The sequence below is a fragment of the Pseudoalteromonas peptidolytica genome (genome assembly GCF_012641745.1).
Lineage (GTDB): Bacteria > Pseudomonadota > Gammaproteobacteria > Enterobacterales > Alteromonadaceae > Pseudoalteromonas > Pseudoalteromonas peptidolytica.
The window spans coordinates 17342-30120 of record NZ_WEHZ01000008.1 but is presented as its reverse complement, the minus strand read 5'-3'; the positions used below and the strand labels follow the sequence as shown (position 1 = coordinate 30120).

The window sequence follows — 12779 nt, the reverse complement described above, 5'->3', positions numbered from 1 at the left end:
TACGCTCACTCGCTGTCCAAGCACCACGTTAATCAGACAGTAAGGCATATCGCCTATGCAGCTTTTCCAAAGACATAGCCAAAGCCTGTAGTGCGTTACGCTCCGATTGACAAGCCGCATTAAGCCTTGTCATCGCAGGACGACGAGGACTGGTTCGATGTGTCGAGTCCAGCTGAGATAACCACTTTTGTGCAGGGTACAATACATCACGCTGCAAGATCTCGATACGGTGAGCAATGATGGCTAAGCAAGCGGGGATATGCTTACAGTTACGTGGCCTAATTAATGCCTGTTTGCGCTGGCGGAAAAACTGGTAGTACTTACCAATACCATTGTCGATAGCTTTAGTAATTTCGTGACGGCGACCAAATTTCACCCATGTTAGCTTTTTCCACTGCGCGACATTAACTGGCGTCTGCTCCAGTGTATTCAAATCATGCGACAGCGACGATTTACCTAATAACGTTTGCCCAAGCAGCTTATAGTCTAAGGCCTGCAACTCCATTTCTAATCGTTTTAGTTGCGATAGCTGGTCAAACTGATTGGTGCTTTGTTGTTTCAGTACTTTTTTATTAAAAAGCTCAACTTGATCCAATACACTCACACCCTGTTTTACCGTCGTATTCGCTTTACTCAATGACTTTTTGTTGAATAATTCCAGCTGGTCGAGCACACCAACCCCGCGCTTTACTTGGGTATCACTTGGCATTAATTGTGAGGGGTTAAATCGGGTCACCTCATCTAGTAGTCCCAAACCGCGCTTTTCTATTGTTTTCACCGAGTTTAAGTTGCTCTGATTAAACAGCTCAATATCATCCAACAACCCATGACCGTGCTTTTCCTGCGTTGACGTTGATTTTAAAGTAGATTTATCAAAGCTTCTGATATCATCAAGTAAAGAGCTAGGCTTAGATAACTCCACTTTACTCAGTAAGGATTTATCAAAATTTTGTACTTGTTGCAGAAAAGGCGCAGGACCCACTTCATCGCTCTTGGTTTTCAGATCCTTCAACCGAATTTTACGAGACTCGATATATTCTTGCGCTCGCTCCTTTAGCGACTCAAATTCAGATAAATGCTCATTGCAGTAGTCAAGCCACACTGCCATATCCGTATTGTCTCGCACTGTTGCAAATAAAGTGGAGTCGGTTGCATTGACAATAAGGTAAGCAGCAATGAGCGGATCTTTTAGCAAATTGTCATCAAGATACGGATGATGTTTATTGATTTGCAGTAAATGTCGGTTAATCTTTCGGGTGTAGTAGTACTCTTTCGCTAATACTGCGATCTTTTGTACATAAAAAGCGGTCAGAGTCAGTATTTTCGTGACATTACCAGGGAGTGTGATCCCAGAAATGACCGAAAAGCTGTTATCAATTGCCTTCACCAACTGTTTACCTGCCTCAGCCATCGCCAGCAAGAATTGGTTATTCGCAAATGTCGTCAAGGCTGTTCTCAGCTGATAGGTTTTATTGGCCAGCATCATCGTTTTGCTATCTTTAAAACGCTGAGAGCAAGCTTTAGCTGCCATTTTCACCGCATCTGTGTACTCTTTTACAGATTTGGCGGCAGAAACGATAGCGTTGATACCAGGCACTAAAGCAATACAAATTTCAGCAACCAAGCTTATCAACAGTTCGCGGATACTCACCCAGCATTCTTTGACAAAGAACATAAAGTCTTGCGCTATGCCTTTCAAAAAATCGATAACGGTTTGCGCGATTTCTTTTACCCAGTGGTAGCCCTGTTTAACGGCGGTAGCCATGACATTGCCACTTTTGATTTGACTCACAATCGCATTGGCAATTTTATGAATTTCTGATGATTCACGCCGCTGCTCTTCATTGTAATTTGACTGTACTTGGCGATCTTTCTCTTGTTTTTCACGCTTTGACTGTGTGATGTCTTTCTTGGCCTGCTTCACCATGTCTTTCAAGTCATCTTTATACAGAAACTTTGCACGGCTGCCGTATAAAATCCTCACACAATCTCGCTTGGCCTCTTTGGCCAGCAACAAAGAGAAGTCATCAATCTCTTGATCTTGTTTTTCTGGAAATAGAAAGTGATGCAAGCGCTCAACAGGAAAGTTATTATCAGCCGAGTTTCGCTGGCTTGAACGCCAACCGTCTTGCTTCAAATATTTTTCTTCTTTGCTTACCTGCCATAAGAAATAGGCACTTTTTAATTCTCTAAAGTTGGCAGCAGTTGCAGACGCTCGATACGCTGCAACTTTGCTATCCACTTTTCGTAATAATTTGCCTCTAGGTGTCAGTCTAATACTGGTGTCATTGCGCCATGTATTCAAGATATGAGTCGTGGCAAACGGCATGAAAGCTCCAAGGGATTATTGATCTATCATAGATAATAATATTGCAGCATTGATAGCATGGCCAACCATATTTTCAGGTGGTAGTACCACAGGTAACTCAGGTGCAACGATTGACCCGGTTCCTGACCAAAAGACTGAGTAAGCTAGCCAACCAAATGCGTTGTCTAGCCCTACCCGTTCAGCGAGTTGTTGTGCACGGATACGTAAGGTTTCGCTCGGGGACTGCAACCAGCTCTCTACACAGCTTAATACCTTATGCTCATCATCTGTGTTTGCGCCATAGGATTTCACTATTTCAAGCCCCCAGCGGATAGCATTCATCACCGCTAGACCATGTGCAATAAGTTGAATCGCATCCCGCTCTAGATCAGCTTTTAGCAGTACAGCGACCCCCTGCTGTGGCGTCAATGTTGGCTGTAATAAGTGGCTAGCTTCTTCAGAAGCCTTATAGCGCCCGATAATCGTCGCGATAGACGCTTGCTTGAGTTGCCCAAGCACTTGCTCATTAATTCTCGTCATTAATCTACTCAGTTTATTTTTACCAGCGCACCACTGATCTCAGCCATTGCCGTACCACTGAGCTTTGCCATTGCCGTTGAAGTGACTTGTGCACCGGCCGTCCCTTCTAGCTTTGCAATGGCTGTAGACTTAACATTGACCCCAGCTGTCCCCTCTAGATTAGCTTGAGCCGTGGCTTTTAAATCCAAATTGGCGGTAGCACTAATTTTGGTTGAAGCTTTGCTAGCACTCGTAAAATTCATCGCCGAGATCGACGTATCTTGAGACGATTTCAGGTCAATAGCCGCGCCTTCTATTTTAATTCCAGAGCTAGATATTGTAATTTGATTGCTCCCCACTTTTAGCGCAATCTCACTGTCTCCTTCCAGTGTAATTTTATCCGCTTTCAAGCAATAATTTTTCGTCACAGAAACCGTTTGTGACTCTTCCACTGAAGTCGTCTGATTTTTCTTAACCGTTAGGCTATCATCGGCATTGACTAAATGTGTGGCATTGTTTGCCACCGTGACGGTAAAGTCTTTACCTGACGTAATCGACAGTAACTCCTCACCTTTTTTGTCATCAAAGCAAATTTCATGGGCGGTATCGTCGGCTAAACCCGTTTTAATGCTCGACTGTGTCGCATCTTTTTGTGGGTAAAGTGGTTTAGTATTGCTATTAAAAACACTGCCAATCACTATCGGCTTATCAATATCGCCATTGATAAAGTCAACGATAACCTCATCCCCTATCCGCGGGATAAACTGCATTGCGGCCTTACTACCAGCAGTTTGCTGCATTACACGCAAATAGCAACTGGTGGACTTATCATCTGCCGTATCCCAATAAAAATGTACTTTGATACGCCCATCAGTATCTTGGCTGATTTCACCTTTACTATCTGCAGCGCCACTTTCCGTGACTACCACCGCAGAGGTGATCCCACGTGCCAATGGCTTAGCTGGATGTCGGGGGGTCAATGGTTGCGCTTCATCACGACAGCGCACCACACAGCGATAACTAGTCGCTTGATTTGACTGACGCACATCAATATGGTGATTGACTGCTAAAACGTTATAATCGCCTTCTAATTGACTTTGAAGGTGCGTCACCACTGATAGCTTGTTCCCTACTACGACCACATTCGCATCTGTCTCCATTTCGATATCGCCACCTTGTGCTTGTTCAGCCTGGTTTAGCTGCGTCGCGAGTGTACTGACATCGCTAAAGTCATTGCTATCGCTTTGTAACCCAACATATTCAAAGCCGTTGCTCGTAGCGGTAGTCACACTGGAGCTTGAAACTTGACTTTTGGCCGACTCAACTTTTGTTTTTGTATAGTTATAGCCAGAAAGGGACAGTGACTTTTTAACCAGCTTTTGCATCGGTTCAAAGCGTTGTAGCAAGAGGTTTTTCGCGGTTTTAACTTGAGCATGGTCAAACTTAGCTTGACTGTTTGTGTCTAGTGGTGAACTTGCACTTTGTACCTGCAAAGTGTGTTTACCACTTGATTGCGCAAAATAGAAAATAACACCTGACTGTGCCATCAATCGAGTAACAAACGCTAAATCGGTTTCATCATACTGGGTACAGTATTCCAATTTAGCGCTAGGCATAGTGCCAAACTTGTACATCCCCTTAAAACCCGCATTATCAAAAATATCCGACAGAATATCTTTTACAGATTGCCCTTGATAAATTCGATATGTGCGATTAAAACGCAGTAACCAGAGCCAAGATTTGAGCACCAGTTGAAACCGTCGCACACTATCAGCTCCGCTTTCAAGTTCAGTTATTTCCGCCACATACGCCTGATACTCTAATAAATTATTAGGTCGACCCGCGACGTCCTGATACCAGTTTACTGTTAAAGTTTCTCCTAGCAAACTGGTACCATCATCACCATCAGTGACAAGTTCCACTTCAGCAGATACGCCCTTATCTACCTCATCACTGATGTTGCAGTAGTTCAGGCGATACGTTTTGCCGCTGGCTGTTTTTGCAGCCAAATAGCTCACCTCACCTGCAATATAAGTTTCCATATTGATACCTTATTGAAGTAGATTAATCACTGTAAAACGGTACTTGGCACTGACAGCCGAGCAAAAAATTCAGGACTCAGTAAGCTGCTGTTATCACCAGCGCCTTTAATATTAAACACCACAGATGCGCCTTGTTGTGTACTTATCTCAATCGCATCTTGTCCTGTGTGTTGCTGAAAGCGCTCTATTAATCGCATGGGCGACCACACCCCTTCAAAGGTTTGTGTCAATTTTTGGTTGTTAAGATCGGTTAATATCAGCTGTAAAGACTGCTCTGAGAAATTTTCTGGCCACACAAACTGAGTCTCCACTAGAGGCCCATGCGTGTAGCTCAATTTACGCTCTCCCACCCGGAGCAAAAACTCACTTAAGGCAGCAGACATAGCTTTTGGCGCTACGGTAATAGTAAACTTCAAATTCCCATCTTGGCCATAAAGTGTTTGTTGTAGTTGACGATACGTTGACAAGAACTGGGTGACATCCGGTGCGATGGTTAGGCTTGCCTGTCGTCCAAATACGGGTAATTCAAGCACGTCACCAACCGTTACAAATTGTGCCAGTATTTGTTTATCAAAATCACTAATAGCACTATTTGGTGCAAAGAATGCAGCCAGTGCACTCAGTTTCAAATCTTCACCAGACTTATTAAATGGGTAATAAGCAGCTACATTATTGCGGTACGGGGTTACCACATCTTGCTGCCATTGTTGTTGTAAGTATTCAGAGACCTTACGCTTAACATGGGTAGTGGTTTCACGCAGCACCTGTTCAACAAGTTCAGCCATCAAAGGCTCATCATAACGACTTAACCAAAGTCCAGAAAAGTCTTTAAAGTTAGTGGGGTCGTTAAGCTGCTCAAAATATGTTTGACCAGGAAACACCGTACTATCAGCTTGAGCTTTCCAATCTTTTAATGCTTTTAATTCAGCAACAAAGACTTGGTACTCTGCTGCTAATACATCTGCACTTTGTACGAGAATTGGACTACTAGAAAATGCTTGGCGGATCTTTCCTGCAATCTCGTTAAACTCCTTGGCCTGTTCTATCTCCAGCAACAACGCTTTATTTAACGTTGCATTGGCTTTGTCAGCCAACTGCTGCGCTTTTTGTACTTTAGCCGCCAGTTTTTTTGGTGCATTCGCAGCCGATACTTGCGATTGTTCTGTACTAGGCACATCAATGGACTGGACGTATACGTACGCTCGCAATGTCGTGTAAAGTTGTAATAACGGAGACTGTTCACTTTCTGTAAGTTCAGACAGCAACACCTCTAACGACAGCTCAGGTACAAGATGGATCCCTGAATAATACTGCCGCCAAAAACTGATATAGTCATTGATATAACTAAATTTAATATAATTACCAATGCGGGCAAGTTCACGCTTAGAAGGTGTTTGTTGAAACAGACCATGATTGTCTTGCACTAGTTTCTGCATAAATGCAGACTCTGGTAAAAACGACAGCTGCTGTAATGCCTTGGGAGTAAATAGTTCAGGTACGAGAAATTGGGTATTTTCGCGCGAGACTCCAAACAAGCTCACATGGTTGTTATGCTTTGCTAAAAGCGTCGGCCTAATGTCAATTAACTTAGCAAATTCAGGTAACTGCTTAACATATTCATACATAAGCTGATTAGTGTCTTGCAGTGCAAGCTGTGAATCAATCAGTGCCAATAATTCTTCGTTGGTATCTATCTTGTTGTAACCAAGTAGGTATAGGTCATCAATTAGGCTCAACACGGTCTGAATTTGTGTATCGTCTAGCATACCACTTTGCGCTAACGACTTTGCGAGGTGCTTTTCTACTTGTGCTTTATTTTCTGCTTGCGCAAATGATAGATAGATATCCTTCACATTGATCACATTAAGGTAATCTTCTAATTCTAAGTAAACAAAGAGTTCTTGTTCCAGGTATTTACTCAATGTTGGCTCTAGTGTGGTGGCTAATTGCTGTTGATATAAATCTCGATAATGCTCTTCTCGATCAATAGAAGCCAAAAAAGGAAATACATACCAAGGTTTGTGCGCTTTACTTTGAGAAAACGCTCTATAGCCAGATTGTAGCAAGGTGAGCGGCTCAATCAGTGAATCTAGCTCATCAAAGCTGATCGCTTCTTTGTTTAAAATATACTTATAGTCTTGATGTAACTGACTAAACTCTTGATGCAACGATTGGTTATAATCATAGGCTTGCCACCCGATCCACGCAGAGCCTGTCAATACCGCCCCTGCGGTACCAAGCATAACAAGCTGACGAAAACTATGACGCCAGATCTTCCATTTATTTACTGGTGCTAAATGCGCTAATGGCAGTACTTGGTTGGTAAACGTTTTTGTGATTTCTGCTTTGGGTTTTAAGGTGGTTTCAGCTACGACTGGCAGTAAAGACTGGTTGACCTCAATTAATGTATGAGCCGTTGCAAGATTGACACGTTGCTGCCCGCCTTCCGACTCAACAAGATGAAAACTTTCAATTTTGTACGGTAATACCTGACCATTAAAATCAGCCAGCTCATCAATAAAGTGTGACACCGCAAGCTTTAAATACTGCAGTTGCATCGGCCCTAGCAGCTGCTTACGTTTAAATTCATCATCTAACTGCAACGATACTTGTTGCAGGTTGTTGGCAAATAGCTTTTTAAATAACAAGTCATAAGCTTCACTGAGCGCCTGAGATGACTGTAACCCTTGCTCAGAAAAGTAAATAGAGAGATCAGCAAGCTCAACGCGCTCATTGAGGCTTTCAGCAATACCATCAAGTTTGTTAATACCACATAAGAACAAATGCGCCGGAACAGGATAACCACTTCGTAAGTAGATAGATTCAAGGCGAGCTTTAAAGTCTGCAATAAACTCTTGTTTTGCTTTTTGCGAGCGCTGGATCACGCTAAACGCATCACTCAGTAGCAATACACCATTTAGTGGCTGCTTGGCACGAATAAAGCTTAACCACGCCAAAAAGTGCTGCTGCTCCTCAACTTTAGCTTGAACATGCCAAATCAGTGCTCCTTGAACATGGTAGACCGTAATATTGGCCGGCATTCCATTGAGTTTAACGCGGTTAAATTGAGCAAATGAGTCGCTGGTATTACCTTCTGAAATAACCAGATACCAAGCCGTTTTATAAATATTTCCACTTAGCTTCAGCTTTTTCGCAATCCGCTGATAAAGGGTGGAATATTGCTTAAAAAAGTTTCTTCTTTGGTATCTTCCCACCACAAAGCGGTTAATACTCGGTACATAAATCACCAGTAAACTCACCAGCGCAAGCAGTGCTCCAAGCCAATACCAGTGGGTCGCCAACGTTAATAAAAAAGTCATTATTACGAGCAGCATAGCCAATAACATGATGGATGCACCGATCCATAAACGAGCTAATGGGGTCTTCACTGATACTCCTTGATGTAGGGTGAAATATTACAACTTTCGGCAAAGAACTGACTCACCTCTTTCGCTTGGGTAAAACCATTGGCAATAAAGCCAACAAATTGGCTTTGTCCGACTTCTTCGATAACTAAGGGGTAGCGTGCATTGTCACATTCCTGCTTCAACTTCTGCGCCCGAGCCATATTTTTAAACGCGCCAATTTGCACTAAGTAACGAGTCGCTGCCTCTGATGTCATCATCAAATCTGACTGACTATGCTCTAGCGCAACTTGTGCTTGTGACTGCTGTAATGACGGATCACTAGGCACTGTAGTGTCAAGTTGCTGTATTTGTCGGCCATCATAAAACCTCGCGTTTTCGATGAACATTTTTTTCGGCTGCAACTGCTGGATATGCAAAAAAGTATCTCCCGCCATTTCTTGGTATTCTTGGTTCTGCTGCGCATAGATTTCACCAAAATACTGGTTATAAATAAGCAAGCCAGTGATCATCAGCGCCATGAAAGTGAACCAAAAGCTCAGTGGTGAGATCCCGGTAAACAGCCCTATGTTTCGGCCTAATTTTTGAGCTGGAGGAGCAGGTGCTTCCAGTGATAGTTTGAATGCACCAAGCTCAGTTAGTGCAAAGCTTACCTCTGCGGTGAGTTTTTTAAGCTCAGTTACCTGACCGTTGTGATACTTTCCTTTAAAGCCCAACTGCAAAATGAGATAGCAGATTTTAAGCAGTGCCAGATGTTTTTTGGGAAACTCCATCAGCTGAAACACTAGGTTAAAGAAGGTATCACCACTGTTACGGATCCCAAATAATTGGCTCACTAGGGTCTTGTTTTGCCACTGAGTAGTATCCAAATGACAACCGTAACTGACTCGCTCATCAAAAAAAGCAGCCCAAACAAAACAGAGTTTATCGAGCAATGCTGGCGATACCGTTCGCTCTCTTCCTCTTTGTTTAATACTTTTCAGCTCAGTAATAACATTGGCTCTAAAGTTTTCTAGTGCCGCAGCATCCTCTAACGACGATACCGACTCAACCATCGCAAGCAATGGTAAGCTAAGTTGTAACAGTGCCTCTTCCTGCCAACTAAACTCTGTTAGCAAGTCTTTTAACGCGGCATTTTTCTCATCTACAAGTGAAAACTGGTTCACCGTATAACTGGCGGTATTCATCATTAACTAATCAAAAATAATTTAACGTCATCGACATGAATACGGGCATCAATATGTAGTGCCAGCATCTCCTTGTTGTCTACTATTTTTACCCACAGCGGATCGTCCAAATCAATCTGAAAGTATTCGGTTGAACCTTGCTCTTTTAACTCTGGTGGCGCATAAGGCAACGCACTGACTCGCACGCCTGGCGTCGCATTTTTTATACAGTTAATGATGCTTTTATTGCCCGCCAGCTTAAACCCTGTAGTAAATAGCTCTTTAGCTAGGCTTTGCGGACTAGTTACAGCAATTACCATGCGTTTAGTCTGACTAATATCGTGTTGCTTCACCTTAACCAGCAACATTCTGCGACTATCAAACAGGGATTTATCCCAGATATACTCAATGACATTTTGCTGCTGCGTAATCGACAATTTATCTTTGATTTTTGCCAGTACGGTATGGAATTTCTCATACAAGCTATCGAATGTCAGCGGTGTCCAAGGGGTACGCATTTCAAAATCGATACTCAGTAGTGCGGCTTCAAACTGCTTAAGTTCAAAGTAAAAACGACCTAACTTATAGTGCTGTGTTCGCTGTGTAGCCTCCAGCCAAGGCAGCCAGTGGTAAATCACCGTCAATAGCTGCTGCTCTTTATACCACGCGCTGTTACTTTGCGTATCCACTACAGACTGTAAGCGTGTCAGGAGCTGATTGACCTTAGCATTAGCCAGTGTTTCTAGCTCCTTTACTCGCTCCAGAAGAATATCGGCCGCCCCGATACTCAAGCAATCAGGAATAAAGGCGCGATCTATCACCACTTCACCGTCGCTGCCCACTTCTAATACTTTCCCGACCGCCAGTTTCACAAAACCATCAAGATTTTCTTGCTCTAGCTTCAACGCCACATTTAAGCGTGCAGTTTCAATTTCAAGCTCAGCAGCTTGATTGTTGGTAAAATCAAACACACGCGCAAATTCTGTGGTATACCTTGAGTTAGACGCACCATTGTCAAAGCTATTATTGCCAGCAAGATAAGCAGGTACAACAAGATAAACCATTTGGTCTATCGTCCCTGCGGGGATCTGAAATGCTATTTCATGACTGAGTTTAAAATACTGGCCGTCTGGTAATATCCCTTCACATGACATCACCGAAAATTGACCAAGCTTCAGTAACCCCTCATTGATCTTTAACTGTGCCAAACCGCAATGGGGAGCAAATTCACTAGTTGTCAACGCACTATATTGTTGCGTAACATTTTCAAGGTGTGCTTCCATTTGCTGAAAGTGCTGAGGATATAAAAACGTGCCCTCACGCCAAACAATTTTATTACTCAAAGTTATGCTCCCCAACTAAACAAACTATCCATCCAGCTTTGTTGTGGGATGACAGAGAACTTTATTGAAGTCCCTTGGAGCCCCAGCCAAATCACTGTATTTTCAGATACGTCTTCTGGCACTTCAATCACCGCTTTGGTTGTGCCTTGTTGATAATCACTAAATTCTACTAATACCGCCAAATACCTCACCCCAGGTAACAGCTTAAGGGTTTTTTGTTGTTTGGTATTGGGCATCACCGGATACAAGCGCTGCTTTTCAATTAATTGTTCCGCTAAGATCTTAGTATCAGATTGAAACAAAGAGATAAACTCGCTCTGCATAAACCTGTCCGACTTAGTCAGCTGGTAGACACGCACAGCAACTGGGTTGGCGACTTCGTTTGCCCAGTTCAGCTTTTCATTGGCCTCTAACTGTAGTTGGATCGGTAACGAAAAGCGCTGTAGCGGATCAGCACTTGAGCAACCCACCATAAAAAAAACCAACAGTGAAACTAAAATTACTTTTGCATACATTCGATTAATAACGCTTTAAACTGACGCTTAAAGTGTCCTTCGTTCATTTTTCTTGTGTAATAGTGCTTATATGCAGTCCAGTGCTTGCCACTCCATCGTGAAGGTGGCCCCACCATTTCCTCTATCAACTGTGGGTCAAACTCTTTGAGAAACTCATCCATCACTTGGTCGAGCATCAACAACATTTGTTTTTGTTGCTGCCACGGGCTGCGAGAGGCCTCAAGTAGCTTATCTAGCTTTTGCTCAATAGCTGCATTATTGACGCTACTCTCTGACTCTACCGCATTGCCATGCTCTCGTTGGTACTCTATAAAAGGTGCTTGCTCCGCTTGTTCTGTTTGCGTATTTATCTGTTCCAGTTCAGTCTCTAGATCAGCAAAAATATTGCTAGCATCAAACTCAACCTCATCAATAACATCAAAAAAAGCTTCTTCTTTTGGTTCGGTGGTAAGTGGCGCAGCTGACAATTCAGGCTGCATTGAGAGTAATAAGGTGTAACCGAATACGACGATAATATCGCCATCAGAGAGCAACGATGAAGAGTGTGTGATCTGCGGACGGCCATTTAAGCGCACCCCTTCGACTTCAGTGTAAAGGCGCAGCTGCCCACTGTCGGCTTCTTGTTCGATGCGCGCGTAGATGTCATGCTGCTGCGTCTCTTGTTCTGCGTGAGGTAAGATTAAGTCACACTCGATTGAAGCGCCTAACACCACCCCTGACTTGGAAACCGTCGCCATTCTCGAGAGTAGCCGAACATCATCAGGACACTCTGTGACTTGTAACATTGCAGCATTCATTTATTACTTCCTATTATCGGCAACAAGACAATTTGAGGCGGCACTATTAAAAGCCTCAAGAAAAGTGGGGCGCGCTTTTAAAAAGGCGTTTGAGAACAAAACACCCAGTTCTATGGTGCCATACTCGCGCCGAGAAAAGTTGGTATTATGTAGCTTAAACTTGGCCAGCTCATACTCAAATTCATGCTCATCGATTAAAATCGCATCGACTTCATGACCTAATAACAACTTTAACAGCGCATGTCCGTTGCGTGGTTTCATTTGTACGTTGTAGCCTTTACGTTTGATGTCAAACCATTCATCTGAACCAAACTCAGCTGCCACTTTATATTTTTTATACAAGGGGTTGCTGTCACTGATATCCATTTCAGCACCAGAGAAATACCAGTACAAGTGTTTTTTCGCGATGGCAGTAGATAAACTCCCATAGCGCGATCTTGCTTCACTCCCCGCGACAGCAAAAATGGCGTCCAGCTTACCTGTACGCAACTTAAGCTCAGCTTCTACCCAAGTATCAAATTCTGCACGATACGGAGTTTCCATGCGGCTAAATGCGCACTGAACTTGACGGATCACCTTTCCTTTAACCAGCTCGTTTTCAACGTAGTGGTACGGATAGGCGTCATGCGTTGCCAGTTGCACCACCTCTTTGGCCACCGAGTGTGTTGTCGTTAAGGCAAGACCCAATATAAGGGTCTGTATAAGGTTGATTGTTCGCATCATT

The 12779-nt window shown here is 43.3% G+C and carries 9 protein-coding genes; all 9 read right to left on the bottom strand.

The window, feature by feature from the left end; genetic code table 11:
- Window positions 1–28 precede the first annotated feature (28 nt).
- The 9 genes from F9Y84_RS07035 to F9Y84_RS06995 are packed head-to-tail and all read right to left on the bottom strand — an operon-like array spanning window position 29 to window position 12778.
- On the bottom strand, window positions 29–2329 hold the full coding sequence (locus F9Y84_RS07035; protein ID WP_167508212.1) for a hypothetical protein: 2301 nt from the start codon (window positions 2327–2329) through the stop codon (window positions 29–31).
- 15 nt (window positions 2330–2344) lie between these two features.
- The gene (locus F9Y84_RS07030; protein WP_125250756.1) at window positions 2345–2848 is read right to left on the bottom strand and encodes a DUF6931 family protein; all 504 of its coding nucleotides are present in this window, start codon (window positions 2846–2848) and stop codon (window positions 2345–2347) included.
- 8 nt (window positions 2849–2856) lie between these two features.
- Window positions 2857–4869 (bottom strand): type VI secretion system Vgr family protein, encoded by a 2013-nt coding sequence (locus tag F9Y84_RS07025; RefSeq protein WP_147388962.1) that lies wholly within the window; start codon window positions 4867–4869, stop codon window positions 2857–2859.
- 26 nt (window positions 4870–4895) lie between these two features.
- Window positions 4896–8258, bottom strand: a complete 3363-nt coding sequence (locus F9Y84_RS07020) for an ImcF-related family protein (RefSeq protein ID WP_125250758.1) — start codon at window positions 8256–8258, stop codon at window positions 4896–4898.
- Entirely contained in the window at window positions 8255–9424 is a 1170-nt protein-coding gene (locus tag F9Y84_RS07015) for a DotU family type IV/VI secretion system protein (RefSeq protein WP_225740649.1), read from the bottom strand. Before F9Y84_RS07015 ends, F9Y84_RS07020 begins: the two co-directional genes overlap by 4 nt.
- Window positions 9424–10743: a type VI secretion system baseplate subunit TssK gene (gene tssK, locus F9Y84_RS07010; protein WP_125250759.1), complete on the bottom strand. Its 1320-nt coding sequence runs from the start codon at window positions 10741–10743 to the stop codon at window positions 9424–9426. Before tssK ends, F9Y84_RS07015 begins: the two co-directional genes overlap by 1 nt.
- 2 nt (window positions 10744–10745) lie before the next feature.
- On the bottom strand, window positions 10746–11258 hold the full coding sequence (gene tssJ, locus F9Y84_RS07005; protein ID WP_147388961.1) for a type VI secretion system lipoprotein TssJ: 513 nt from the start codon (window positions 11256–11258) through the stop codon (window positions 10746–10748).
- Window positions 11243–12055 (bottom strand): FHA domain-containing protein, encoded by an 813-nt coding sequence (locus tag F9Y84_RS07000; protein WP_147388960.1) that lies wholly within the window; start codon window positions 12053–12055, stop codon window positions 11243–11245. Before F9Y84_RS07000 ends, tssJ begins: the two co-directional genes overlap by 16 nt.
- A gap of 3 nt (window positions 12056–12058) precedes the next feature.
- Window positions 12059–12778 (bottom strand): type 2 periplasmic-binding domain-containing protein, encoded by a 720-nt coding sequence (locus F9Y84_RS06995; RefSeq protein ID WP_125250762.1) that lies wholly within the window; start codon window positions 12776–12778, stop codon window positions 12059–12061.
- Window position 12779 lies beyond the last annotated feature (1 nt).